Annotated in this window: 26 protein-coding genes; 10 read left to right on the top strand and 16 right to left on the bottom strand. The window is 38.6% G+C overall.

From position 1 onward, the window contains the following. Positions 1 to 7 precede the first annotated feature (7 nt). Positions 8 to 1,111: a fatty acid desaturase family protein gene (locus tag HJC33_RS01500; RefSeq protein ID WP_171657023.1), complete on the bottom strand. Its 1,104-nt coding sequence runs from the start codon at positions 1,109 to 1,111 to the stop codon at positions 8 to 10. A gap of 115 nt (positions 1,112 to 1,226) precedes the next feature. On the opposite strand from HJC33_RS01500, the gene rsmG reads away from it, so the two are divergent. Further along, positions 1,227 to 1,862: a 16S rRNA (guanine(527)-N(7))-methyltransferase RsmG gene (rsmG, locus tag HJC33_RS01495; protein ID WP_216366633.1), complete on the top strand. Its 636-nt coding sequence runs from the start codon at positions 1,227 to 1,229 to the stop codon at positions 1,860 to 1,862. 485 nt (positions 1,863 to 2,347) lie between these two features. On the opposite strand, the gene pruA is transcribed toward rsmG, so the two are convergent. The 4 genes from pruA to HJC33_RS01475 form a co-directional block, all read right to left on the bottom strand. Then, entirely contained in the window at positions 2,348 to 3,976 is a 1,629-nt protein-coding gene (gene pruA, locus HJC33_RS01490; protein ID WP_171657021.1) for an L-glutamate gamma-semialdehyde dehydrogenase, read from the bottom strand. Positions 3,977 to 4,048: 72 nt separating this feature from the next. Further along, the gene (apaG, locus tag HJC33_RS01485; RefSeq protein ID WP_171657020.1) at positions 4,049 to 4,435 is read right to left on the bottom strand and encodes a Co2+/Mg2+ efflux protein ApaG; all 387 of its coding nucleotides are present in this window, start codon (positions 4,433 to 4,435) and stop codon (positions 4,049 to 4,051) included. Between the two features lie 4 nt (positions 4,436 to 4,439). Continuing rightward, positions 4,440 to 5,621, bottom strand: a complete 1,182-nt coding sequence (locus HJC33_RS01480) for a DUF3667 domain-containing protein (protein ID WP_171657019.1) — start codon at positions 5,619 to 5,621, stop codon at positions 4,440 to 4,442. Positions 5,622 to 5,649: 28 nt separating this feature from the next. After that, complete coding sequence (locus tag HJC33_RS01475) at positions 5,650 to 6,894, bottom strand: type IX secretion system plug protein (protein ID WP_171657018.1); 1,245 nt, start codon at positions 6,892 to 6,894, stop codon at positions 5,650 to 5,652. A gap of 151 nt (positions 6,895 to 7,045) precedes the next feature. Between HJC33_RS01475 and HJC33_RS01470 the strand changes: the two genes are divergently transcribed. The 8 genes from HJC33_RS01470 (at position 7,046) to HJC33_RS01435 (ending at position 14,565) form a co-directional block, all read left to right on the top strand. Next, positions 7,046 to 8,398 carry a Na(+)-translocating NADH-quinone reductase subunit A gene (locus tag HJC33_RS01470; protein ID WP_171657017.1) on the top strand — a complete coding sequence of 451 codons (1,353 nt, stop codon included), beginning with the start codon at positions 7,046 to 7,048 and terminating at the stop codon, positions 8,396 to 8,398. A 1-nt stretch (position 8,399) separates the two neighbouring features. After that, positions 8,400 to 9,659 carry an NADH:ubiquinone reductase (Na(+)-transporting) subunit B gene (locus tag HJC33_RS01465; protein WP_171657016.1) on the top strand — a complete coding sequence of 420 codons (1,260 nt, stop codon included), beginning with the start codon at positions 8,400 to 8,402 and terminating at the stop codon, positions 9,657 to 9,659. 2 nt (positions 9,660 to 9,661) lie between these two features. After that, positions 9,662 to 10,411: a Na(+)-translocating NADH-quinone reductase subunit C gene (locus HJC33_RS01460; protein ID WP_171657015.1), complete on the top strand. Its 750-nt coding sequence runs from the start codon at positions 9,662 to 9,664 to the stop codon at positions 10,409 to 10,411. A 1-nt stretch (position 10,412) separates the two neighbouring features. Then, a complete protein-coding gene (locus HJC33_RS01455; RefSeq protein ID WP_171657014.1) occupies positions 10,413 to 11,060 on the top strand; it encodes an NADH:ubiquinone reductase (Na(+)-transporting) subunit D in 648 nt (215 codons plus the stop codon). Between the two features lie 11 nt (positions 11,061 to 11,071). Continuing rightward, positions 11,072 to 11,812: an NADH:ubiquinone reductase (Na(+)-transporting) subunit E gene (nqrE, locus tag HJC33_RS01450; RefSeq protein WP_171657013.1), complete on the top strand. Its 741-nt coding sequence runs from the start codon at positions 11,072 to 11,074 to the stop codon at positions 11,810 to 11,812. Between the two features lie 2 nt (positions 11,813 to 11,814). Then, entirely contained in the window at positions 11,815 to 13,122 is a 1,308-nt protein-coding gene (gene nqrF, locus HJC33_RS01445) for an NADH:ubiquinone reductase (Na(+)-transporting) subunit F (RefSeq protein WP_171657012.1), read from the top strand. Positions 13,123 to 13,201: 79 nt separating this feature from the next. Beyond that, on the top strand, positions 13,202 to 13,561 hold the full coding sequence (locus tag HJC33_RS01440; RefSeq protein WP_171657011.1) for a Na(+)-translocating NADH-quinone reductase subunit F: 360 nt from the start codon (positions 13,202 to 13,204) through the stop codon (positions 13,559 to 13,561). After that, complete coding sequence (locus tag HJC33_RS01435; RefSeq protein WP_171657010.1) at positions 13,561 to 14,565, top strand: FAD:protein FMN transferase; 1,005 nt, start codon at positions 13,561 to 13,563, stop codon at positions 14,563 to 14,565. The genes HJC33_RS01440 and HJC33_RS01435 overlap by 1 nt, the downstream gene beginning before the upstream one ends. Here HJC33_RS01435 and HJC33_RS01430 read toward each other — a convergent pair whose 3' ends face one another. The 4 genes from HJC33_RS01430 to gpmI all read right to left on the bottom strand — a co-directional run bounded on the left by HJC33_RS01430 (position 14,566) and on the right by gpmI (position 18,189). After that, entirely contained in the window at positions 14,566 to 15,330 is a 765-nt protein-coding gene (locus HJC33_RS01430) for a class I SAM-dependent methyltransferase (protein WP_171657009.1), read from the bottom strand. 17 nt (positions 15,331 to 15,347) lie between these two features. Then, a complete protein-coding gene (locus HJC33_RS01425) occupies positions 15,348 to 15,722 on the bottom strand; it encodes a GxxExxY protein (RefSeq protein WP_171657008.1) in 375 nt (124 codons plus the stop codon). A 40-nt stretch (positions 15,723 to 15,762) separates the two neighbouring features. Next, a complete protein-coding gene (map, locus tag HJC33_RS01420) occupies positions 15,763 to 16,581 on the bottom strand; it encodes a type I methionyl aminopeptidase (RefSeq protein WP_171657007.1) in 819 nt (272 codons plus the stop codon). A gap of 90 nt (positions 16,582 to 16,671) precedes the next feature. After that, positions 16,672 to 18,189: a 2,3-bisphosphoglycerate-independent phosphoglycerate mutase gene (gene gpmI, locus HJC33_RS01415; protein ID WP_171657006.1), complete on the bottom strand. Its 1,518-nt coding sequence runs from the start codon at positions 18,187 to 18,189 to the stop codon at positions 16,672 to 16,674. Between the two features lie 207 nt (positions 18,190 to 18,396). Between gpmI and HJC33_RS01410 the strand changes: the two genes are divergently transcribed. After that, a complete protein-coding gene (locus HJC33_RS01410; RefSeq protein WP_171657005.1) occupies positions 18,397 to 18,783 on the top strand; it encodes an ankyrin repeat domain-containing protein in 387 nt (128 codons plus the stop codon). A gap of 109 nt (positions 18,784 to 18,892) precedes the next feature. On the opposite strand, the gene HJC33_RS01405 is transcribed toward HJC33_RS01410, so the two are convergent. The 7 genes from HJC33_RS01405 to HJC33_RS01375 form a co-directional block, all read right to left on the bottom strand. Beyond that, complete coding sequence (locus HJC33_RS01405) at positions 18,893 to 19,060, bottom strand: DUF6747 family protein (RefSeq protein WP_171657004.1); 168 nt, start codon at positions 19,058 to 19,060, stop codon at positions 18,893 to 18,895. Positions 19,061 to 19,174: 114 nt separating this feature from the next. Beyond that, on the bottom strand, positions 19,175 to 19,939 hold the full coding sequence (locus HJC33_RS01400) for a M48 family metalloprotease (RefSeq protein ID WP_171657003.1): 765 nt from the start codon (positions 19,937 to 19,939) through the stop codon (positions 19,175 to 19,177). Positions 19,940 to 19,982: 43 nt separating this feature from the next. After that, complete coding sequence (locus HJC33_RS01395; protein WP_171657002.1) at positions 19,983 to 20,717, bottom strand: M15 family metallopeptidase; 735 nt, start codon at positions 20,715 to 20,717, stop codon at positions 19,983 to 19,985. 67 nt (positions 20,718 to 20,784) lie between these two features. Beyond that, entirely contained in the window at positions 20,785 to 21,963 is a 1,179-nt protein-coding gene (locus tag HJC33_RS01390) for a gliding motility-associated C-terminal domain-containing protein (RefSeq protein ID WP_171657001.1), read from the bottom strand. Positions 21,964 to 21,967: 4 nt separating this feature from the next. After that, positions 21,968 to 23,149 (bottom strand): hypothetical protein, encoded by a 1,182-nt coding sequence (locus tag HJC33_RS01385; protein WP_171657000.1) that lies wholly within the window; start codon positions 23,147 to 23,149, stop codon positions 21,968 to 21,970. Positions 23,150 to 23,306: 157 nt separating this feature from the next. Beyond that, positions 23,307 to 24,473: a gliding motility-associated C-terminal domain-containing protein gene (locus HJC33_RS01380; RefSeq protein WP_171656999.1), complete on the bottom strand. Its 1,167-nt coding sequence runs from the start codon at positions 24,471 to 24,473 to the stop codon at positions 23,307 to 23,309. 3 nt (positions 24,474 to 24,476) lie between these two features. Beyond that, positions 24,477 to 25,024: bZIP transcription factor (locus tag HJC33_RS01375; RefSeq protein WP_216366626.1), on the bottom strand; the 548-nt coding region annotated here is incomplete at its 5' end.

Raw genomic sequence — 25,024 nt, 5'->3', positions numbered from 1 at the left:
AAATATTTTACTGGTACTGTAAAGCCGGATTTTTGCCCAGCTCCTTCAAGTGTTTGAAGTGCGAAATTATAGCTTTTCTAGTAGTTTTATATTCGTTGTAGGGTAAATTAAATTCCTTGGCGGTCTGTTTCACAATTTTGGAGATTTTTGTGTAGTGAATATGACTGATGTTAGGAAAGATATGATGCTCCACTTGATGGTTTAGGCCTCCTGTAAACCAATTAATAATCCTGTTTTTAGTCCCAAAATTAACGGTAGTAAACAATTGATGAATAGCCCATGTATTCTTCATGTTGCCTTCATTATCTGGTAAGGGTGTTTCGGCATGGTCCACGATATGGGCCAGTTGAAATACAACACTTAAAATTACCCCAGCCACATAATGCATAATAAAGAAGCCCAATAATACTTGCCACCAAGCAATATTTGCGAAAATTAAAGGTAGAACTATCCAAATTGTAATGTAAATCATTTTGGTGACCACCAAAGTACTCCAATTGATTACTGGATTGGGTAACTTTCCATAAGAAAGTTTTCGCTTCATATAGCGATACATCTGCTGAAAATCCGTGGTCAAAGCCCAATTGAAAGTCAACAGACCATAAAGAAATATAGAATAATAATGTTGGAACTTATGATGTTTCTGCCATTCAGCATGTTTTGAAAACCTCAAAATACGTCCAGCTTCCATATCCTCATCATGTTCATGGATATTGGTATAGGTGTGGTGCAGTACGTTATGTTGTACTTGCCAATTGTAGACATTTCCGGCCAAAATATAAATACTGCTCCCCATGAGTTTGTTCACCCATTTTTTGTTGGAGTATGCCCCATGATTTCCATCATGCATTACATTCATACCTACACCGGCCATTCCAACGCCCATGGTAATTGAAAGTAGCATATAGGCCCAAAAAGGAAGATTTAGGGTTAAAATCAAAAAATAGGGAGTCAAAAAAATGGCAAACATCACTATTGTTTTTAAGTGAAGTTTCCAGTTACCGGTCTTTTTTATTTTGTTTTCATTGAAGTATTGATTTACTCGCTTATTCAATGTCCTAAAGAATTGTGCGGAATCCTTTCTTGAAAACCGGATGGGGTTCTTGTCCATAAAAAAAATTTTAGCAAAGGTAACTATTATTGATTTTCCAATCCCAGTACCTACATGTTAGAACGGTGTTAAGGTCATGAAAAGTATTAGTTTTGCCAAAAATAACGATAAGGATATGGGCGCTGAATTGATTTTCAGATATTTTACGACACTCACCGAGATTCAAAAACAGCATTTTTTAGGTTTAGGGGCCTTGTATCAGGATTGGAATAAGAAAATCAACGTGGTTTCCAGGAAGGACATAGATGAACTTTACCTTCGTCATGTACTACATTCATTGGGAATAGCCAAGATTCAAAGATTTAATGAAGGTGCAAGGGTCTTGGATGTAGGTACCGGTGGTGGGTTTCCTGGAATTCCTTTGGCCATTTTATTTCCAGAGGTTGATTTTACTTTAGTAGATGCAATAGGGAAAAAAATAAAAGTAGTGCAAGAAGTAGTGGATGGTTTGGGGTTGGAGAACGTTACTGCCGTACATTCCCGTGTGGAGGATATTGATGGGCAGTTTGATTTTATTGTTAGTCGGGCTGTAGCAGCCATGCCTACTTTTGTGCATTGGACCAAAGGCAAAATCAAGAAAGATTCTGCCCATGAACGGAAGAACGGTATACTCTATCTAAAAGGGGGAGACCTTACTGAAGAATTGAAAGATTATGCGACTGTCCAAATCTTTGATTTGAAAGATTTTTTTGAGGAAGAATTCTATGAAACCAAAAAGGTGGTCTACTTACCTCAAAAGTTTAAAGGATAAAGTTGCTCGACCACCTAATAATGTTGCGAAAGATTTTTTTTAAAGAAAAGTAGCAGTTAGGGTTGCTAATTAGGTGTTCAAAACCCTGTAATATACCCCTCTACATTTTCTGGAATAGGTTTTAAGATATGCCCAAAAATGGGTAAATTTCTTAACAATTGACTTGTACCAAACATTTAATTTCTTCTTCATTGTATCCAAGTTTAGCATACAAAGATATATATTTTTACTTTAATTTTACAATTACATAACATTAAATTAACCTTTAAACACATCACTTCTTGTTCAATATTGTGCCATTTTTTTTCAATGTGTAGCCAATAATCTTACCGGTATTGTTTCTTTTGAAGAAGATAGGTTCTCCGCCTACATCAGAAAATGTGTCATAACTATCATGATATATAAGTCTGTTTGTTCTATAAAAATAGCCGTTATTCCATACTGAAGGGATAACGGCTATTTAAACTTTATCTTTTTAGAAGATTTTACCCCAAAAACGGGTAACGATAATTTTCTGGACTTACAAAAGTTTCTTTAATCAAACGTGGGGAGACCCAACGTAGCAAGTTTTGTGCGGAACCTGCCTTATCATTTGTTCCCGATGCTCTTGCGCCACCAAAAGGTTGTTGCCCTACAACAGCTCCTGTCGGCTTGTCATTCACATAAAAGTTACCTGCGCAATTCTGTAGAGCCTTGGTTGCCTCTTCAATGGCATAACGATCTGTGGATAAAACAGCGCCGGTCAAGGCATATTCTGAAGTGCCATCGACCAATTCCAAAGTTGCTGTCCAATCCTCGTCTTCATAAACATATACAGTGACTACAGGCCCGAATAGCTCAGTATACATGGTCGTGTATTTAGGGTCTTGGGTCAAGATAACTGTTGGTTCTATAAAATAACCTACTGATTTGTCGTAACCTCCTCCCGCAATGATTTCAACTCCATCATCTTTTTTGGCTTGATCAATATATTTGGCCAATTTATCAAAGGAACCTTCATGGATAACAGCTGTGATAAAGTTGCTCATATCAGCTGGTGAACCTGGTTTATTGAAGGAAGCTATATCTGTTTTTACCAAATCCAAAACTTCATTGGCGATGGATTTTGGCAAATAGACTCTGGAAGCAGCACTGCATTTTTGTCCTTGCAGCTCAAAAGCACCTCTGGTAATGGCAGTTGCAACTTGTTTTGGTTTTGCAGAAGGGTGGGCAATGATAAAGTCTTTTCCTCCTGTTTCTCCAACTATTCTTGGATATGTTTTATAGGTGTGGATATTGGTTCCTATTTGTTTCCAAAGCTCTTTGAAAACAAAGGTAGAGCCCGTAAAGTGCAATCCAGAAAAATCTGGACTGGCAAGCACAGTTTCTGTAATCATGACAGGATCTCCAAAAACCACGTTGATGACACCATCAGGCAGACCGGCTTCTTTGAACACATCAATAATGACTTTGGCGGAGAAAACCTGACTGTCACTTGGTTTCCATATCACTACATTCCCCATCATTGCAGCGCTAGCTGGTAAATTTCCTGCGATGGCCGTAAAGTTGAATGGCGTAATGGCATAGATGAAGCCCTCAAGAGGTCTGTATTCCACGCGGTTCCAAATACCTTCAGATGATTCTGGTTGTTCTGCATAGATTTGAGACATGAATTCCACATTGAATCGTAAAAAATCAATGAATTCACAGGCTGCATCTATTTCCGCTTGATGGATTGTTTTGGATTGTGCCATCATTGTAGCGGCATTGATTTTTGCCCTGTATGGCCCGGCAATCAACTCAGCAGCTTTTAAAAATATTGCGGCACGTTGTTCCCATGGTAAATTGGCCCATGCTGTCCTACTTTCCAAACAGTTGGAAATGGCTTCTTCCACATGCTTTTTCTCGGCCAAATGATATTTTCCAACCACATGTTTATGCTCGTGCGGAGGGGACATTGGTTTTGTGTTTCCTGTTTTTATTTCGGAAGATCCTATATAAAGCGGAACTTCAATATTTCCATTATAATAGGTGTTGTATTGTTCCAGTACTTCTTCACGTTCTGGGGTGCCGGGAGCATAGCTTTTTACCGGTTCATTAAATACTGATGGAACTTGAAAAAATCCTTTTCCCATGGTGATGCTTTTTAACGTTTAAAAATTCTACCAAAGGTAATGAAACCCAAATCGAATTGGAAATGATCTTTGCTAGTTTATAGCAAAAGGTGCAGCAAATTTGAAAGTGGGGATATCCACATCAAACTCCTCTGAAGTGGTAAAGTTTACCATGTTGTAATAACCACGCATTGCTCCAATTGGTGAGGCCAACAGGCATCCAGAACTGTAGGTGTGGGATTTTCCCGGTTTTATGACCGGTTTTCTACCAATCACTCCTTCACCGTCAATGGTCTCCATTTCTTTAAGGGCATCAAAAATATCCCAGTGCCTTGAAGTCAATTGCACGGTATCTTTGCTCAAGTTTTCAATGGTGATGGTATATCCAAAGGCGTAGTGCATTTTATAATTCTTAAAAAATGTGCCTTCAAAAGTAGTTTGTACGGATACTTTTATCCCTTTTGTAACCTGAGTGAACATATTCCTAATACGTAAAAACACTTCCTGTAAACAACACGATTACCGCCAGTACGGCCAAAAAGGTGAAAATTGTGTTCAGAAAGAGGTATTTGACAATCGTTTTAAATGTTCCCTGCCTGTAGAACCGTTTCATGGCAAGGTATAGATAAATACTGAAAATAGTTATAAATATACCTGCGCTTGAAATATTTAAAATGGTATCTAGAATCAAGCTAAGGATGAGCAAGATAAATAATAATGATTGGTTGTGAAAGCTAAAGATAAGATGATCGGTGTAGGTGTAATTATTTCTGATGTACGCCAACCAAATGAAAACGGTGAACATGGGGAGAAACAAGAAAATAACCAAAGGCAACTTGGCTATGGTGTCGCTTAAATAAGTACCAGGTTGATCCATTGCTTTTAAAGAACTCTTGGATCCATTGAAGGCTAATTTGTTTTTCCATGTTTCGCGTACTCCATATTTTTCCTGTGCTTCTTCAAAAGTTTTTAGGGAATCTTTTTGCAAAAAGGTGAAGAAAAATTCCATTCGCGCTAAAAAACTGCCCGAATTCTTATGTTGGAGTTCTTTAAAGTACTTTCTTGGGTTGGCCAACATCAAGGAATCCTTTCTGGCTTCTTCTTTAATTCCTTGGTTTATGATCGATCCCAATGAGTCTATATTTTGCATCCCTGGAATTGGGATTTTTTCCAAATTTTTTAACGAATCCAAATGTCCAATTGCTTCCTCTCTTCGTTTTTTGGTGTCCGTGCTATCTGACTCACCATAACTATAGCTTAGAGGGCCGGTCTTTTCGATTTTATCTTTCAGGCCAAGTTCATCTAAATTGGAGAAATTGTTGTTGTAAGTGACCATTAGGAAATATAGAAAAGCCAAGCTCAACAAAAATCGAAAGGGATTGGTGTAGGATACCCTTTTTCCATTAATGTAATCCCTAGTAATGGTGCCGGGCTTTATCAAAAGGGTGTACAGGGTTTTCAGGAGCTTTGAGTCATAATTGATCAAACTGGAGAAAAACTCATCAAAAAAATCTTTGAGCACTAATTTTTTTGTGCTGTTGGCTTGGGAGCATTTTGGGCAGTATTTGTCCTCTATGTCTAAAATGTAACCGCAGTTTTGACATTCAGTGCCCCTGAATTTGAGCTCGTATCGACCTTTGGTTATTAAGGTTGGTTTTTTTCCCATTCCATGAAGGATTTGGGACTAAAGATAATTAATTGCTGATAGTTCTGGAGTTGACCGATCCTATACCTATAATGCTGTCATACATATCTCCAAAATCTCTGTAGTATACCAAAATAAGATAATTGTTTTCGGTGAAATGGAAATTTCCACTAATATAACTTGGTTCAACCGTGCCATCTTGTCTTTCCACTACATATTTATAATTGTAGAAGCCTTGTTTAATGGGCAGTACAACTTCCATATTGGCACTTTCGGGGTTAAAGGCCATTTTGTTCTCATCTTCAAGTGCAAAGTTGTTGAATTTTCCAACTACATATATGTTGTCCAAACCAATCTCGTTGGTATAAGGGAGGCTAAAATGTACTTTGGAATATTCTGCTTCCCTAGAAACATCTTCTCCTTGTAGTGTGCGGACCACAAAATCCCCATTGATATCAGGGAAGTAAGTGTAAGGCTGATTGTATCTATATTCGTTGGGAAACAAATAATGATGGTAGAGTTCTTTAAAATCTATTTTAGAAATCGCAAAAGTTGGGGAGCGCAAATCTTTGGTGTCAAAATTCAAAAATTCATTACCTCCGTAAAAACTGGTTTCTTGGTCATATTTGTACACCAATTCTGTGCCTATCGTAAACTGGGGCTTTACATTATATAGTGCTGTGGGCCAAAAATAGTTTTGTATGATAGCGACCTTGACCTCTCTTTTTGGATTGACAACTGGAAATCCTGCAGTGTTGATATTGAATTGCACTACCTGTTTTTCATTGAGGAAATTGAAGTCTCGGGAACGTTTGACCACCCCAGCCACAGAAACTGCATCGCGATAAACCACAAAACGTCTGGAAAACTGCATATCGCCATAACTGTTATAGATTTCAAGGATGTAATTTCCACTTACTTTTAACCTAACATTGGAATTTGGAATTGTTAAGCGGTAATTGGAGTAGGGTTGCAGGGTGGTGTAACTATTTTCGTAGTCGATGATTCTTTGATTGTCCGTACCAACCAAATATTGCGATTTTAGTAATTGCGAAGGAGTCCAATCATAATCGCAATGTACTATTTTATAATAGTAGTCCTGTTCATTGGCGGTGAGGTCATCAAACTCCAAAGTCATGGATTCACCCAATTGAATAACAGGGAACTGATCTTCCGTAGGGCCCTTGAAGATTACAGTTTTTATGTTTGAAGGTGGATTTATCTCTTCCTGAACCTGTGCAAAAATACTCGAGGCAAAAAAGCACAAGAACATTTGTTTGATCAAAGTGCGCATTTAGGGCTTATAATTTAGGTAAAGGTAAACAAAAAGTATGCCCTTAAAATTTAGCTCGATGTAATCCCTATTTTTATGGATAATAATTATGAAAACTATCCTTTAAGTGCTAAATTTGCCGCAATTTTGATAACAAAAGGTCTACAACAATATGTCTAAAGACATCCGGATTAGAAAGGGGTTGAATATCAATCTCGTCGGGGCAGCAGAACAGACTACTTCCAAAGCCGTTTTAAGTAACGTGTATGCCCTAAACCTAGACGATTTTCATGGAATAACGCCTAAAATGCTGGTTAAGCAAGGTGAAGAAGTCAAAGCTGGGGAAGCACTTTTCTACAACAAGAACCGTGAGGACATGCACTTTGTGTCTCCAGTAAGCGGTGAATTAGTGGAAATTGTGCGGGGAGCCAGAAGGAAGATTTTAACATTGAAAGTCCTGGCAGACAAAGAACAACAATACGCGACCAGTAAGGTGCTAAATCTTGATTTGGCAGATGCTGCTGAAATTAAGACTTTCTTGCTTCATTCGGGAGGATGGCCTTTCATTAAGCAGCGTCCTTATGATGTTATAGCCAATCCAGATGTTACGCCAAAGGCGATATTCATTTCTGGGTATGCCACAGCTCCATTGGCTGCTGATGCAGATTATGTATTGGATGGTAAGTTGACTGAGATTCAAGCAGCGATAACTGCGCTAAGTAAATTAACGCCAGGAAAAATACATGTTACCGTGGGCAAATCCAACAATTCTGTTTTGGAAGAGCTTAGCGGTGTAACACTTCATAAAATAAGTGGGCCACACCCTTCAGGATTGGTGGGGACCCAAATCAACAAAATCGACCCTATAAATAAAGGTGAAGTGGTTTGGACCATAGCACCACAGGACTTGATAATCTTGGGGGAGCTTTTGCTTACAGGAAAGTTTAATGCGGAACGCACCATTGCTTTGGCTGGATCGGTAGTTAAAAACCCAAAATATTATACTACAAAAATTGGAGCAGAAATTTCTACCTTTTTATATGGTAGTGGTGTAAATCAAGATAAGTTCCGATTGATCAATGGTGATGTATTGACAGGTTCCAAAACCACTCCAGAAGGTTACCTTGGATTCTACAACAATACTGTTACGGCCATTCCAGAAGGTGATGATTATGATTTTTTTGGCTGGAACAAGCCAATTTTCAACAAAATATCAGCTACAAGAGCGTTGACCTTCTCTTGGTTGCAACCCAATAAAAAATATGATTTGGATACCAACACCAATGGAGAGCATAGAGCTTTTGTGGTAACAGGTCAGTACGAGAAAGTATTTCCAATGGACATTTACCCCTTGCAATTGCTTAAGGCTTGTATGGTAAAAGATTTGGATGAAATGGAACAACTGGGGCTATATGAAGTAGCACCGGAGGATTTTTCATTGACAGAGTTCATATGTATTTCAAAACAACCACACCAGCAGATTATCAGGGAAGGATTGGATCTGTTGCAACAAGAACTTGGATAATATGGGTATGAAAGATAAATTACATCAGATCAAGCTAAAGTATAAGGGCAAAAAAATGGCTCCTGCCTTCAATGCACTTCATACTTTTTTGTATACGCCAGATGAAACCACACATTCTGGTGGACACGTTCGTGCGGCGGATGATTTAAAAAGAACTATGAATACGGTAATCCTTTCTTTGGTTCCCTGTTTGTTGTTCGGGATATTCAATGCAGGATATCAACATTACTCGGCCATCAATGGTTTTCCAGAAAACTTCTCTTTGTTCGAAGACTTTTTAACTTGGGATAATTTTTGGTTAGGCGCAATTACAGTTCTCCCTATTGTTGTAGTTTCCTATGGTGTAGGATTGGCCATTGAGTTCCTTTTTGCAGTAATAAAAGGACACGAAGTAGAAGAGGGCTATCTGGTAACAGGAATGTTGGTTCCTTTGATTGTGCCAGTAGATACACCACTATGGATGTTGGCCATTGCTGTTGCTTTTGGTGTAGTAATTGGAAAAGAAGTTTTTGGAGGTACAGGAATGAATATTCTAAATCCTGCCTTGACCATTCGTGCCTTTTTGTTCTTCGCTTACCCTACTTGGATGAGTGGAGATAAAGTTTGGGTGCATGGAGCAGTCGATGGGGTTACAAAAGCTGGTTCTACGGATGCCATTTCAGGTGAAACCATTTTAGGTTCGCTTGCCCAAGGTTCAGACGCAGGCTATTCCCTTTCAGATATGTTCTATGGATTCATACCGGGTTCTGTCGGAGAAACATCAACATTGTTGATACTGTTGGGGGGATTATTCTTGATTTTCTCCAAAATAGCCTCATGGCGAATTATGCTTAGTGCTGTAATAGGCGCGTTGGCCATGGGATTGATTTTTAATGGAGTGGTTACTGCTGGATGGATTCCTGAGTACAGTAAATTCTATACTTTGATGAACTTTGAATTCTGGCAGCATTTGTTGGTGGGAGGATTGGCCTTTGGTATTGTTTTTATGGCTACAGACCCAGTAACTGGTTCGCAAACCAATAAAGGAAAATGGATTTACGGGTTCTTGATTGGATTCATGTCAGTGATGATTCGTGTATTCAACCCAGGATATCCAGAAGGTGTCTTCTTGGCTATCCTATTGATGAATGTATTTGCACCGACCATTGATCACTATGTGATTCGTGGAAACGTAAAACGAAGAATGAAACGATTGAAGAATGCAACCATACTTCCAAAAGTATCCGGAGAGGTTGAAGAACTCAAAACCGAAACTGTTTAATCATGGCTTTGAATACTGAAAAAAATTCATATACCGTAATTTTTGCTGCCGTCATGGTGGTCTTGGTAGGATCTATTCTAGCTTTTTTGGCATCAGCCTTAAGACCAAGAATTGATGAGAACGAACGTTTTGAAAAACAACAGAATATTCTGTATGCAATGGGAGTGAGTCAAAATGAAGATGCAGGTAGCGTCAATTTCATTCCTACAAACATTGTTGAAGAAGAATTTTCCAAATACATCAAAAAACAATTGGTCGTCGTAGGTTCGGAAGCCAAGGAAAAGGAAGAATCCTATCTCATCGATATGAAAAAACAGCTAAATATCATCAAAAATGGTGATGCTGCTGAACTACCATTGTTTATTGGAGAAAAAGATGGGAAGGAATTTTACATCATTCCCATGTACGGAAAAGGACTTTGGGATGCTATTTGGGGTTATATTTCACTAGACAAAAATATGGTGGTCCAAGGTGTGGTTTTTGATCACAAAGGAGAAACTCCGGGATTGGGAGCTAACATAAAGCTTCGCTTTTTTATGGACGATTTTACCGGGGAGTCCATTTTGGATGGGAACAGTTACGCAGGTATTTCAGTGGTCAAAGGAAACAATGACCCTCTGAACAATGATAAAAGTGACAATGAAGTTGATGCATTGGCGGGAGCAACTATTACAGGTAATGGTGTTACTGCGATGATCAAAGAGACACTTAAACTTTACAAACCTTATTTAGAAACTATTAGAACCAAATAATATGGGGCTACTTTCAAAAAAAGATGCAAATCTAATATTAGATCCATTAGCGGATAATAACCCAATTACAATTCAGGTTTTGGGTATCTGTTCCGCATTAGCAATTACTGCAGAACTTAAGGCATCTGTAGTAATGGCACTTTCTGTATTGTTCGTGCTAGGGGTAGGTAACGTTGTTATTTCGCTGATGCGTAATATCATCCCATCTAAAATCCGAATTATCGTACAATTGATTGTTGTAGCTACTTTAGTGATTATAGTGGATCAAGTCCTAAAGGCTTTTGCTTATGAATTGAGCAAGACCTTGGCGGTATTTGTTGGATTGATCATCACCAATTGTATCATCATGGGACGATTTGAAGCCTTTGCCCTTGGAAATGGCCCATGGAAATCATTTTTGGATGGTATCGGAAATGCCTTGGGATATGGGGTTATCTTGGTAATCGTTGGTTTTTTCCGTGAATTATTGGGTTCAGGAACCTTATTCGGTATTCCGGTATTGGGCGATCCTATTGCTAAAACAGGTCTATATTCCATTGGATACGAGAATAATGGATTCATGATTATCCCACCTGCAGCATTGATTGTAGTCGGTATTATTATCTGGGTGCAACGTTCCAGAAACAGAACATTAATTGAAGAAGCATAAAATAAAGGAGCATGTTAGAGCATTTAGAGTTATTTTTTAAGTCGATCTTCATAGATAATATGGTTTTTGCGGTCTTTCTAGGAATGTGTTCCTATTTGGCCGTATCCAAAAAAGTGTCCACAGCTGTTGGTCTGGGAGCTGCAGTAATCTTTGTATTGGCCGTGACGGTTCCTTTGAACTGGCTTTTGGACCAATATCTTTTAAGAGATGGTGCCTTAGTATGGTTGGGTCCTGAATATGCAGATTATAATTTGAGTTTTCTTTCATTCATCTTATTTATCGCAACGATTGCCACCATGGTACAATTGGTGGAGATTGTGGTGGAAAAATTCTCACCTTCATTGTATAATTCTTTAGGTATTTTCTTGCCCTTAATTGCGGTAAATTGCGCGATTTTAGGAGGGTCATTGTTTATGCAGGCAAGGGAAATTCCTTCTTTGGGATTGGCGTTTAACTATGGAATTAGCTCTGGAATTGGATGGTTCTTGGCCATTTTGGCAATTGCCGCTATTCGTGAGAAAATCAGATATTCAAATGTTCCTGCACCATTACGTGGACTGGGGATTACCTTTATCATCACTGGTCTAATGGGAATTGGTTTTCAAAGCTTTGGTGGTATGTTGACTGGTGATAACGAACCGCCAGAATCAACTGAAACCACTACGGTAAAAACCACTGAAGAAAAAGAAATTAAAAAAGAGATTGAAGATGAAGAAAAAGCAGTCTCTTATAACGAAGTCATAAACAAATAGAAATGATTTTAGCCGCAAGTACCGGAGGTACAATTTTAATTACAGTAGTTGCATTTCTTGTTTTATTGTTGCTCTTGGTGGCCCTATTGCTGTTTACCAAGGAAAAACTATCGCCATCGGGTCCTGTGACCATTACCATTAATGGCGAAAAGAAAATTGAAGTTCCTTCAGGTAGTTCACTGCTTTCAACCTTAGGTAACCAAAAAGTGTTTTTGCCCTCTGCCTGTGGAGGAGGTGGTACCTGTATTCAATGTGAATGTCATGTGCTTTCAGGAGGTGGAGAAGCGCTTCCAACGGAAACTCCCCATTTTTCAAGAAAAGAATTACAACATGGTGCTAGATTGGCTTGCCAAGTGAAGGTAAAGCAAGACATGGAAATTGCAATACCAGAGGAAGTATTCGGCATCAAAAAATGGGAAGCCACAGTAGTGAGAAACTATAACGTAGCTTCATTTATCAAGGAATTTGTTGTTGAGATTCCTGAGGAAATGAATTACAAGGCTGGGGGATACATTCAAATTGAAATTCCTCCTTGCGAAGTAAAATACGCTGACATTGATATTACGGCTCACCCTGAAGAGCACGAAACTCCGGATAAATTTAAAAATGAGTGGGATAAATTTAATCTGTGGCCGTTGGTCATGAAGAATACTGAAACTGTGGAGCGTGCCTATTCCATGGCTTCTTATCCGGCAGAAGGACGCGAGATCATGCTCAACGTACGTATTGCCACTCCACCATGGGACCGTTCCAAAAATGGGTGGATGGATGTCAACCCAGGGGTCGCTTCCTCTTATATTTTTGGTTTAAAACCAGGTGACCCAGTTACCATCTCCGGACCGTTTGGTGAATTTTTCATCAATGAGTCCGAGGCAGAAATGCTGTATGTGGGAGGTGGAGCTGGTATGGCGCCAATGCGATCGCATTTATACCACCTTTTCAAAACCCTTAAAACAGATAGAAAGGTAACCTATTGGTACGGAGGTCGTTCTAAAAGGGAATTATTCTACATAGACCATTTTAAACAGTTGGAAAAGGATTTTCCTAATTTCAAATTCTATATGGCGCTTTCAGAACCCTTGGAAGAGGACAACTGGAAAGTAAAGGAAAATATAGACGCCCCTGGTGATGGTTTCGTAGGATTTATCCACAACTGTGTTATTGATAATTACTTGAATCATCACGACTCCCCTGAGGATATAGAGCTTTACTTCTGTGGGCCTCCTTTGATGAACAAAGCTGTTCAAAAAATGGGTGAAGACTTTGGTATTCCAGATGAGAATATCAGATTCGATGATTTTGGAGGATAAAAGTTAAAACAGTATAACCTCAAGCGCAGTCGAGAGGTAATATAAACCAACCGATGCGATAGCATCGGTTTTTTTATTAATGGGAAAAGCATTAACAGAACAGGAATTGCATAACTTGGCCATGAATATAGTGGGCAAAGAACTGGAAGCCGATGGTTTTGAGTTTATGGCGATAAACAGTAAGCTGAAGAAGAACCCGCAATATGTTTGTCTTAAAGAAAAAATACTTCATTTTATTGTAGTGCGGAATGTTGAGTTTCCCCAAAACCCTAGAAAATATGATTTGGAGCTTATGCAAAAGGTGAAAAATCATGCTGAAAAGTTTGAGGCTAAGACCTATTTTGCTGGAGTTGGCCTTTCCAATGCTTCCGATCAAGAGCTTCCTGTTTATTTAAATGAAGCCTATATTGTGGATTACCAAGGACTAATTGAAATATAATGTTGAGAAAAATTGTTGCCTTAGTAGGTGGTGTTTTAGTATTGGGATGCGCTCCCAAAACATGGATAAAAAATCAGAACGTTGGAAATGCTTTGGGTACAACCTATTCCATTATTTACATTGCTGATGCCGAGCTGGATTTTCAAAAAGAAATTGATTCAACATTTCAGGTGTTGAACCAATCGCTGTCTACTTATATACCTTCTTCAGATATTTCACGAATCAACGATGGAGATTCTACGGTGGTGGTTGACGCAATGTTTAAAGAAGTTTATGAGGTTTCCAATGAGGTTTATGAGGTTTCCAAAGGTTATTTTGACCCAACCATTGGGGTTTTGGTCAATGCTTGGGGTTTTGGACCAGGGGAACAAATTCAGTTGGACAGTCTAAAGGTGGATAGTTTGTTGAGCTATGTGGGATGGGACAAAGTACAGCTCAACAGTAATAATACCATTACAAAGAGCCACCCAGCTATTCGTTTTGATTTTAATGCGGTGGCCAAAGGGTATGCTATCGACCGTTTAGGAGCTCTATTGGATGCCAAGGGTATTGAAAACTATTTGGTTGAAGTAGGAGGGGAGATATTGGCCAAAGGCCAAAATTTAATTTCCCAAAAACAATGGACTGTGGGAATTGATGACCCGCAAGTTGAAGCAGGTCGTCAGTTAAAGTTGATAGTTTCCATAAAGGATAAAGCTATGGCCTCTTCCGGGAATTATAGAAAGTTCAGGATAGATCCAGAGACTGGAGAAAAGTACGTGCATACCATCAACCCTAAAACTGGGTATACCAAGAATTCTTATGTGTTGGCTGCGAGTGTGGTTACTAATACTTGTGCAGAAGCCGATGCTTATGCAACTGCATTTATGGCGATGGATTTGGAGGAATCCAAAGCAATATTAAAAGAGAATGATGCATTGGAGGCTTATATCATCTTTCTAAATGAAGAAGGGGAAACCAAGGAATTTATGACCACGGGTTTTGAAGCTTTAATACAACGATAATCACTTTTTCACTAAGGGAATAATTTCACCTATAGCCAATCTGTATTTTTCAACTTCTTCTGAAGATAGTTGAGAAGTGTAATCAACTTCTTCAACTGTAAAGCCCGTGCTTCTCAGCTTGTTAAAATAGTCGCGACCATAAATGCGGACATGATCGTATTGACCAAAAATTTTAGCCCGCTCTTTTTTATCGGTAATGGAATCGTCTTCAAAGGTTTTTTTCCGTTTTAAATCTTGAGGGATTTGGAAAATACCCCATCCGCCGGGTTTCATAACGCGAAATAATTCCTGCATGGCTTTTGTGTCATTTGGAATGTGCTCTAAAACATGATTGCAAAGGATTACATCAAAAGTATTGTCTTCAAAAGGAAGATCGCAGATATCCGCCTTTACATCTGCCAGAGGCGAATTAAGGTCTGTAGTAGTATATTGAATATTGGCTAAATTCCTAAAACGTTTATAAAATGCCTGTTCTGGGGCGAAATGCAAAACATTGAGCTTATTGGTGAAAAAATTGGTTTCCTGTTTCAGGTATAACCACAATAATCGATGCCTTTCAAGAGATAGTGTTGATGGTGACAGCACATTTTCTCTAGGGTTTTCATAACCATATGGCAAAAATGTTTTAAAAATTTTTCCATCAATGGGGTCTGTGAAGTTGTTTCCCTTTAGGGAAAAAGAAATTATAGGTCGTATCCAGTAACTAGCTCTTATAAGCCAAGGTCGTGGAAAAAGATTAAGTAAATATTTAAATATTTTTGACACGAATTTTCACCAATTACTTAAAGTATTACTCTTTTATAGGTAAGTTGATCTTCACCAAAGTTTACGATTATTCCGAGTTTTAATTTAGATACAGCCAAATAGTTCAATGTTTGTTTTACATGCCCAGAGGTTATTTTTTCCACCGCTTTTAATTCTAAAATTATTTTGCTGTCCATCACAAAATCAGCAAAATATTGATGTTTTAAAATTTCTCCTTTATAGTTGATATTGAACTTGGCCTCTCTTTGGTACGGTACACCATTCGATTTTAGTTCAATTTCCAAGGCGTCTCCGTAAACAACTTCATTAAATCCTTTGCCTAGTTCGTTATGGACATCCATGCATAGACCAATGACAAAATAAGACTCATCTTTATAAATGATTTGGGACATTTATTTGAGTTATTAGTGAAATTAGTGTCGAACTTGACTGCTATAGCACCAATTTCTTGCTTCTAAATTCATTTTCCTCATCGCTTACAATTCCCAAGGCATCATAAATATATTGAAAGGTGGATAGAAGTTCTGGCTTACCATTAACAATCGCCACATTGTGTTCAAAATGGGCACTTGGCTTACCATCAGCAGTTAAAATGGTCCACCCATCCTTAAGTTGTTTAATACGACGAGTTCCCATATTGATCATGGGTTCAATGGCCACAACCATACCGTTTGCAAATTTCTTTCCGCGTCCACGTTTGCCATAGTTTGGCATTTGTGGGTCTTCATGCAATTCTGTGCCAAGTCCATGCCCTACCAATTCGCGAACAACACCATAACCATGATCTTCGCAATATTTTTGGATGGCATGGCCCACATCTCCCACACGGTTCCCTTCTTTAAATTCCCGAATTCCGATATAGAGGGATTCTTTGGTGACCTTGAGCAGTTTTTTGGACTCCTCGGCAACTTCACCTACTTCAAAAGTGTAGGCATGATCTCCATAATAGCCATTTTTAAGAGCGCCGCAATCCACAGAAATAATATCACCCTCCTTAAGAACTTCATTGTTGGGGATGCCATGTACCACTTGTGCATTTGGACTCCAGTTAAGGGTGTTCGGAAAATCATACATACCCAAAAAACCAGGTTCTGCACCTTGATCCCGTATAAATTCCTCGGCCATTTTATCCAATTGTAAGGGATTGGCACCGGGTTTTATTTCTGAAGCGAGCATACCTAGCGTTCGTGAAACCACTAATGCACTTTCACGCATCAATTCTATTTGCTCTGCGGTCTTAATTTTTACCATGGGTGCAAAGATACATGGATTTCCCCAAAATATATTTTAGGGAAATTAGCTTGTTCAATTAGCTTTTGCCGATTAAGGCTTGAAGTAAATTTAAACCAGCGGTTTTTGAGTCATCAATTCTGGTTGAGGAATGCCCATTAATTTTAAAATAGTGGGAGCAATATCCCCTAATACTCCATCTTTAATTTCGTTGATATCATCATCGACCAAAATTAATGGAACAGGATTGGTGGTATGTGCCGTATTGGGTGTTCCATCTGGATTTACCATAGTGTCACAGTTACCATGATCAGCTATAATGATGCTAGAATAACCATTTTCCAATCCAGCAGTAACTACAGCTTTGGCGCATTTGTCAACTGTTTCACAAGCTTTGATGGCAGCTTCCATAACGCCAGTATGCCCAACCATGTCTGGATTTGCAAAGTTGAGACATACAAAGTCTGTTTCAGCTTTTTTCAATTCTGTTACGATGGCATCTCTGATTTCGTAAGCGCTCATTTCGGGTTGTAAATCGTAGGTAGCCACTTTGGGTGATGGGCATAGAATTCTCTGCTCACCTTCAAAAGGTTCTTCTCTTCCTCCATTGAAGAAAAAGGTAACGTGTGGATATTTTTCAGTTTCTGCAATACGTATTTGCTTCTTGCCATGCCTTGCAAGAACTTCCCCCAAAGTATCTTTAATGTTTTCTTTGTCATAAACCACATGAATACCTTCAAAGGTATCATCATAATTGGTCATGGTAACGTAGTAAAGATCCAGTTTGTGCATGTTTTGCTCATGGAAATCTTGTTGGCTAAGTGCCTGGGTAAGTTCTCTTCCGCGATCAGTCCTAAAATTGAAGAAAATAATAACATCCCCTTCAGTTATTTTAGCTGTAGGAGTACCATCAGCTTCTGTTAATACCAAAGGTTTTATGAATTCATCGGTTACACCTTCTTCGTAACTTTTAGCCATGGCGTCACCAATGTTTTGGATATATTCCCCTTCAGCATTGACCATAACATCATAGGCAAGTTTTACCCGTTCCCATCTTTTATCCCTATCCATGGCATAGTATCTTCCGATAACAGTGGCCAATTTGGTGTTTTTATCAGAATTGAAGTTGACAATATCTTCAAGAAATCCTTTGCCGCTTTTGGGGTCAACATCACGACCATCAGTAAAGGCATGTACATAGGATTCTTGTACGCCACTGTCTTCGGATGCTTGAATAAGTGCTTTTAAATGGTCAATATGACTGTGAACCCCTCCGTTACTGACCAATCCCAAAAAATGAACAGCTTTGTTGTTGGATTTTGCATAAGCAAAAGCATCTTCCAATGCTTTTTCATTCTTCAAGGTATTCTCTTTTACGGCCTTATTTATTTTGGCTAAATCTTGATACACAATTCGTCCGGCGCCCAAATTCATGTGACCTACTTCGCTGTTTCCCATTTGTCCTTCAGGAAGACCAACATTCATTCCATCGGTCAGCAAGTTGGCATCAGCATAAGTCCCATAAAGTGAATCAACAAAAGGAGTGTTGGCTTGTTCAATAGCTGAAACTTTAGGATCTGGAGACTTTCCCCAACCATCCAAAATCATTAGAATTACCTTCTTGTTCATGACATAAAATTGTACCTCAAAAATAGGGTGATCTTGTTGTAACCCCTAGATTTTTCAAGATTTTCTGATTGAATATTTGTGAATTCTTAAGGGGTGAAAATGTTGAGTTGTTAAAATTTGGTTATTTAACTGTTAATGCTGTAACATTTGACCTTAGAGGGAGTCTATTTTTGTGTTAGATAAATCTATAAATCAAAATTATTCATCATGAAAAAAACAATCCTAACATTAGCCGCTGTGTTCACACTTGCGGTTAGCGGCGTTTCTGCCAACGAATCAGTATCAAATGACAACTCTGAAATTACTGCAGTTGCTTATGAGCCAAACACTTTCTGTAAAGCAATCATGAAAGGTGACATTGAAACCGTTAAAAAATTGATTGATTTAGGAGAGGATGTGAACCGAAAATCCCTTGGGATGACTCCTCTTCACTTTGCTGCGCGATACAATCAAGCAGATATTTTGAAGCTGCTTATTGAAAATGGTGCCAATGTGAAGAAACGTTCCGATAAAGGATATACTGCAAAAAAATATGCTGAAATGTCCAATGCAACTGAAGCTTTGGAAGTTTTGGAAACTGCTATGAAAAAATAGAAAAGTGAGTTTATTCATCCAAACGCAAAAAAGCCCATCCAAAGGATGGGCTTTTTTATTCTCTCATTTTACGTCTTAGTGTTCCAGTAAAAGAGTATGCCGTGCTGGTTTAAAAATCAAAACCTGTGAATGCCCTAAAAAGAAATGCATATACAGCCATTAATAACAAAACAGCGCAGAATATAGCATATCCTTTAAGAAAAACAACTACATAGCTCGGTCTACAATCGTCAAAAGCCTCATTATAGAGGTGTTTAAAATGTACTAGTGTTCCCATGTGTTCTTCTCTTTAGAATAGCACAAAAGGGTAAGGGAGAGGTCGCAATTTGGGGTTAATCAAAGGTAGTCAAATCTAGGGAATGACATTGTTTAATCGACGAACATGCCAAATCTATCGATTTGAATATTTTTGAATAGCTTCTTTTATCTTTTCTATACGGTTTTCAGGGTCTGGATGTGTACTTTGAAATTCAGGAACTCTGTTGGGACCAGCAGCAGCTTTCAATATTTCCATCACTTTGATCATTTCATAGGGGTCATAACCGGACTGAATCATAAGAAGAACTCCAAGTTCATCACTTTCCAATTCATCTCCACGACCATTTTTTAGTAAAGTATTCTGTCCAATTCCACTGACCAATCCACCCATGTCGCCACCCACAGATGCTCCAGTGGCCAAGGTTTGCCAAAAAGAACTTTCTGCAATTCGTTCCGCCGAATGCCTGCCGATAACATGAGCGATTTCGTGTCCCATTACTCCGGCCAGCTGGGCTTCGTTTAATTGGGAGAACAACGCATAGGTTATGAAGCACTGTCCGCCAGGAAGTGCAAAGGCATTAATGGTTCGGTCATCTGCCAATAAATGAAAATCGTATTGATAGGGTGTTTCCCGGGCAATACTGTTTTTTACCAGTTTTTGTCCAACGGCATCCACAAAAGCCTGCATACGTTCGTCTGGATAGAGTCCCCCATGTTGCTGTGCCATTTCAGGAGCGCTTTGCAGGCCAATGGCAATTTCTTGCTCAGCGGTCATGTCTATATTTTGGATTCGTCCTGTATAGGGATTTTCTTGTTTGTTGTTGCATCTACGGATGAAGGCAAAAGCCACAATGGCCAAGCCAATCAGAATGCGAATTTTCCAACTACCTCTTCTCATAATGTGTTAGTGTTTATAGCGAATCCAAGATACAAAAAATGAGCTATAAGAGGGCTGGATTTATGTCCAAAACATTGTCTTGAATGTAGGTTTTCAGGAAACCTGTGGTGAAGTATTCACAACCTAAAAAATCTTCATGCCTTATTAAACGTGCAATATTTAGTTTTCTATAAGCGGTTAACATAGGTATGGATATGGGAGCATAGCTATAATGCCAAGGTTCATATTTAAAACCTCTACGTTTGGGATTATCGGTGTAGACCAAATAGAATCCATATTTTTCTGAATTTTCGTCCAACCATATTTTGAAATCCTGAAAAGGCCCCCCAGCTTCAAATTTTTCAGGAACCAATACATCTCCAGAAGTTTTTGCGTAGCCATCTATAATATCTATGTCTGTACCCCAATGGTGTCTACTTGTACCTGGTATCGTGGAATATTCAATGATTTTATCAATGGCAGAGAATGGATCCATATCATCTTGCTCTGTGTAACGGGTATATTTTCGCTCCCAAATACTTCGTTGTCTGTAGAAATCTCTGAAACTGGAGACCATTTTAATATCAAAGCCATCTGAGTAGGCAGCTTTTTTCATTTCTACGAAGGAGTTATAGGCTTCTTCCCTTAAGTTAATACCTTCCCCAAAGAGATCAATATCTGCCTTTCCTATCAATTCTTCAGTGGAGTAATCTGTAGTGTTGAAAGCACTGAACATCCCTGGAATTGTGCATGCCAATCCAGAGGCCGATGTTTGTTTTAGAAAGGTCCTTCTTTTCATTGAATTGAATTTTAGACCAAGTTAAGAAGTATTTTTTAGTCAATTGTCTTACAAGCTACAATAGAATTCAGTTGTCAATATAGATGTAACCCTGAAATCTTTCTTTTGTTGCGTTGACAGATGCTAAATAGAAATAGACACCAGAGGGCAATCCAGAACTTCTGTTGAGCACAATTTTTCTGTTTGACCTTCCATTGAATTCATCGAAATAGTTTAGTTTGGAATATACTAGTAGTCCATGGCGATTATAAATGTTTAGGAGGTTGTCCGGTTTGTTTTCGAGAGCATCAATAACCAAAACATCATTGATGCCATCATTATTAGGTGTTAATAGATAGTTTTCAGACTTAACAATAAAAGGTTCCAATGTATCCTTGTTGCCTCCTAGGGTGATTATTTCATAATCATTGGGCACGAAAATTTCTGAGGTAATACTACCTTTTTCGATATTCCCCGTAATTGCCATGTTTCCCAAACTTTCCCATTGTTTTTTTGTTTTGCTCCAACCTGTCACCACTAAATTGGGTATAGCATCCGCAAGTAATTCTATATAGCTTTCTGTATTCCATGTTAATGTTACAGCAGACGGTTGTCCACTTTCCAATCGCCAAAATTCAATAGCACTGATTTGTAGATTTTCATCGGCTTTTTCCGAAGTGTAAAAATTTTGCGCCAATGAGCTTGGATAATTGGGATTCTCATTAAAATAAGCACTTTTGGCTATTTTATTGGCCAAATTTGATGTTATAGTCAGACTTCTCAAACGAGTGCCATCACCTATAGGAAATGTTATGAGCTCTTTGTTACTGGCGGCTGCATATCCGTTCACGTGTGAAGTATTTTCAGCTCCAAAATAAAAAGCGTCATTTATGAAATCTAGGTAATTGTTTGATGAATTCTTATTTGTTTCAACATTTCCCAATATAAAATTTGCATTGCTACTGACACCTATTGGGGTTTCTAGGAACAAATTGTTTTCTATCATGATTTCAATATCACTGAAAATGGGTGTTGATGAGCCAGATACTGTTAGTTGACCATTGCTGTAAAAACCTGTTAACCCTGCGTTTTTGTCGAAGATTCCATCATTTATCAAGTTCAAATGAAAACCTACTTGTGCGGATTCATGAAATTGTAAATTACCGAAATTATGTATGGCCTCTTGGGCAATTGTACTATTGGCGATTGTAATAAATAACAGTAAGAAGCTTTTATATGATTTTGTATGTAAACTGATAGTTTTCATGGCATTACAAATCAAGTATGGTGAACATAAATTCTGAATCAAATCGACTTCTATCTGTACCGCCATTATCGTTGTCACCAACAATTACTTCAAAACCAGTACTTGTTTGATTCAAATATGAGATTCCCGGGTCGTCACTGCCCGCACCCTCTCTACTGGGTTGGGCTAGTTGAATGATATAGTCTGAATCATTCACCAAACCAAGTGGAAGGGTAATCTGGTAGTGTCCAGAACCCGGGAGTTTAGTAATCATAATCCCTGCTGTAACACGAATTGCTGTTCCATCTTGGGCAATTTTTCCAAATGCTTTTATGGGACTTTCGTAAAATACACCCCCGTTACTGCCCACACTTATGCTATTATTGATGTCTGTGGCAATTACATTGGCGGTTTGGTCTGTTGCATTTTCATTGGTATAAGTAATGACCCCGGTTGAATTGTCTTGGACCAAATTGGTCACAGTGTTAGCATCTCCGTCCAAAATATCAGCAGGTATATTATTGATTGAAGTCCATTCTCCATTAAAGTCGTCTGTTGTATCACTGTCGTAATTGCTCAGGTCTATGGTGGTATTGCCGGGATCTAAGGTCAATGAAATAACCCCATTGGTAAATTCAAGGTTTTGAATTTCATTTTGATGGTCGGCATCCGCATCATCAACATTCAGTGCAATAGTGTTGCCATTAGAGATTTGAATATTTCCAGCAGTTCCATCAGTGCTCAGGGTTTGGTCATCAGAATCCGTTACATTAATTAAAGTTTGTGTGCCAGATTCATTGGTATAGGTATAAGTTCCATCCAAGTTGTTCACCAAGGTAGTGATGGTTTCAGGAGCACCATCAAAGCTGAGTTCATTTTCCTCACCATCAAATAGGGTAATTGTTCCATCGCCATTGTCGGTAAAAGAAAATCCCATGGCATTAATGGGATTACAAAGGTTGATCCATTGGTTGCCATCAAAATAGAATGGACACATGGCATCCGTATTGTACACAAATGCTCCATGCAACGGTGTTATACTTTGCATTTGTTGAAGCGAAAGTCTGCTCAGGACCAATACTTTGTTGGAGCTTTCCAGCTCAAGTATTGAAGTTGGATCTATTGTTTGCGGGTTGGAACCAATCTTAACTTGCGACAAAGCGAAAAAGGGACCAAAAAAGGTGAGTAACAAAAAAAAGTTTTTCATCCAAAGAATGATTTAAGTTTTGGGACTTTGACTTAAATATGTTTAGATGAGGTAAGCTACTTATTGAGGTAAAAATGTAAGCAGCGTGCAAGTATGCTTGCAAAAATACTAAAAATATTGGAGTAATATACTTGTGATAACCCTGAGGGATACTATTTTATCTGTCCAAAAATACAAAACCGGTGTACTCTAGTTCTAAATCATCCAGAGTGACCAAATAATAATAAATGCCTTCAGGTAAACCAATATCTTGGCTCATAATAAAGCTCCCCGTATTTGTAACACCAGTGAACTCGTTCACATAGTTGGTTTTTTGAAAAACTTTTTGGCCAAATCGGTTGAAAAGTAGAAGAGTGTTATTTGGAGATTCGGACATTCCCTCAATCACTAAGAAATCATTGATGCCATCTCCGTTGGGACTTAAAAAATAGTTGCCCAAAGTGGGGTTGTTTACGGCAAAAGTATCCTTTGGCAAAGGAACTGTGCCAAAAGTTATAGCTGCGTAATCGCTTGGCACAAAGGTCAGCGAATTAATAAAACCTCTTTCAAGGTCCCCACCTTGACCTGAATTCCCAATGATTTCCCATTGGTTTGTAGTTTTACTCCATCCTACCACTAAAATAGACTCAAAAGTGGCATTGGGTATGGTGGCCAGTGCACTTCGTTGATTCCAATTGATGGTCACCTGTGCGGGAACGTCACTCTGAATAATCCAGAATTCTGTGTCCGACACAAAACCTATTTCACGTGTTTTTTTATTCACATTAAAACTGTCTGAAATAGAAGTTGGATTGGAAGGGTTTTCAAAAAAATAGGCACAAACTGCCAAAGAGGTGTTGCTTTCAGAATTTAATAGCAAAGGCCTTAACAAATCTTCATCACCAACTGGGAACGAAAAAAAACTTCGGTTAGTGATAGCGGCAAAACCAGTTACTTTAGATGCATTGCTTTCCCCAGAGAAGAAACCGGTATCCATAAAGTTTAAAAATACGGTTTGGTCACTGGTAGTGCTGAGGAAATCCCCATCTATAAAATTTACATTGTTTTCCACGTTTACAGTGTTCTCCAATAGAACGTTGCCAGGAGCCATAATTTCAATATCGCTAAAAGTAGGGGGGATGCTGCCGGACACTGATAAGATATTGTCTCCATAAAAACCTGCCAAGCCATCATTTTGGTCAAAGTTTGCATCGTTGATCAAATCGGTATGAAACCCTATGTTGCCATTATTATGAATTCGGATGGCACCGCTGCCGTTATACAGTCCGCTTTGTGCTTGAACGGTTAGGGTAAAAAGGAATGTTATGTAGAGGAGGTTTTTCAAGGGTTATTCTTGTGCTTTTTGAAGTAACATTGTCTTAATGTTTTCCATTTCTACCTTTAATAAATTAAGCTCGTTAGAAAGTTTTTCATTTTCAGTGGCTAGCTTTTCTATTTTCTTTTCTTGTTCAATGGTATGTAGAAATAATTCTTCAATTTTTTCAAGTTGACCCAATGAGGATTCGGTTAAACGGTATACCCCTGAAGCTTTTATATCATATGCTGATCTTATTCCTGGAAGATGGTGATGTTTTTTTAGAAATGATTCAACCTCTTCTAAACTTTTAAATATGTAGTCATTATTGAGGTCGGAAAAACCATTATAATATTTCTCAAAGACAAAGTCAGGGGTTAAATCTATAAAATCCCCCGTGGTAGTCACATCGGCCACAAAAACTGGGTTTATTTTACTCCCATCTATAGCGGCTGTGGCTGATATATCAGCATTTGTAATTACTCCGGCAGCGATTTCGAGTGCTACGTTGTTCAGGGTCGCGTTTGCCCCTCCGGTCACCGTAAGGTCGGATGATGTTATGCTCCCGTCCCCTGTCAGAG

Source organism: Flagellimonas amphidinii (assembly GCF_013090115.1).
GTDB classification, from domain to species: Bacteria; Bacteroidota; Bacteroidia; order Flavobacteriales; family Flavobacteriaceae; genus Flagellimonas; species Flagellimonas amphidinii.
The sequence above is the reverse complement of the archived record's forward strand: the minus strand, read 5'-3'. Positions and strand labels throughout refer to the sequence as shown.

Coding starts and splice junctions, on each gene's coding strand:
- HJC33_RS01470 (WP_171657017.1), top strand. CDS start 7,046: ATGTCTAAAGACATCCGGATTAGAAAGGGGTTGAATATCAATCTCGTC.
- HJC33_RS01385 (WP_171657000.1), bottom strand. CDS start 23,149: ATGAAAAACTTTTTTTTGTTACTCACCTTTTTTGGTCCCTTTTTCGCT.
- rsmG (WP_216366633.1), top strand. CDS start 1,227: ATGGGCGCTGAATTGATTTTCAGATATTTTACGACACTCACCGAGATT.
- gpmI (WP_171657006.1), bottom strand. CDS start 18,189: ATGAACAAGAAGGTAATTCTAATGATTTTGGATGGTTGGGGAAAGTCT.
- HJC33_RS01410 (WP_171657005.1), top strand. CDS start 18,397: ATGAAAAAAACAATCCTAACATTAGCCGCTGTGTTCACACTTGCGGTT.
- map (WP_171657007.1), bottom strand. CDS start 16,581: ATGGTAAAAATTAAGACCGCAGAGCAAATAGAATTGATGCGTGAAAGT.
- HJC33_RS01455 (WP_171657014.1), top strand. CDS start 10,413: ATGGGGCTACTTTCAAAAAAAGATGCAAATCTAATATTAGATCCATTA.
- nqrF (WP_171657012.1), top strand. CDS start 11,815: ATGATTTTAGCCGCAAGTACCGGAGGTACAATTTTAATTACAGTAGTT.
- HJC33_RS01480 (WP_171657019.1), bottom strand. CDS start 5,621: ATGGGAAAAAAACCAACCTTAATAACCAAAGGTCGATACGAGCTCAAA.
- apaG (WP_171657020.1), bottom strand. CDS start 4,435: ATGTTCACTCAGGTTACAAAAGGGATAAAAGTATCCGTACAAACTACT.
- HJC33_RS01400 (WP_171657003.1), bottom strand. CDS start 19,939: ATGAGAAGAGGTAGTTGGAAAATTCGCATTCTGATTGGCTTGGCCATT.
- HJC33_RS01435 (WP_171657010.1), top strand. CDS start 13,561: ATGTTGAGAAAAATTGTTGCCTTAGTAGGTGGTGTTTTAGTATTGGGA.
- HJC33_RS01395 (WP_171657002.1), bottom strand. CDS start 20,717: ATGAAAAGAAGGACCTTTCTAAAACAAACATCGGCCTCTGGATTGGCA.
- HJC33_RS01460 (WP_171657015.1), top strand. CDS start 9,662: ATGGCTTTGAATACTGAAAAAAATTCATATACCGTAATTTTTGCTGCC.
- HJC33_RS01475 (WP_171657018.1), bottom strand. CDS start 6,894: ATGCGCACTTTGATCAAACAAATGTTCTTGTGCTTTTTTGCCTCGAGT.
- HJC33_RS01465 (WP_171657016.1), top strand. CDS start 8,400: ATGGGTATGAAAGATAAATTACATCAGATCAAGCTAAAGTATAAGGGC.
- HJC33_RS01405 (WP_171657004.1), bottom strand. CDS start 19,060: ATGGGAACACTAGTACATTTTAAACACCTCTATAATGAGGCTTTTGAC.
- HJC33_RS01440 (WP_171657011.1), top strand. CDS start 13,202: ATGGGAAAAGCATTAACAGAACAGGAATTGCATAACTTGGCCATGAAT.
- HJC33_RS01390 (WP_171657001.1), bottom strand. CDS start 21,963: ATGAAAACTATCAGTTTACATACAAAATCATATAAAAGCTTCTTACTG.
- pruA (WP_171657021.1), bottom strand. CDS start 3,976: ATGGGAAAAGGATTTTTTCAAGTTCCATCAGTATTTAATGAACCGGTA.
- HJC33_RS01500 (WP_171657023.1), bottom strand. CDS start 1,111: ATGGACAAGAACCCCATCCGGTTTTCAAGAAAGGATTCCGCACAATTC.
- nqrE (WP_171657013.1), top strand. CDS start 11,072: ATGTTAGAGCATTTAGAGTTATTTTTTAAGTCGATCTTCATAGATAAT.
- HJC33_RS01425 (WP_171657008.1), bottom strand. CDS start 15,722: ATGTCCCAAATCATTTATAAAGATGAGTCTTATTTTGTCATTGGTCTA.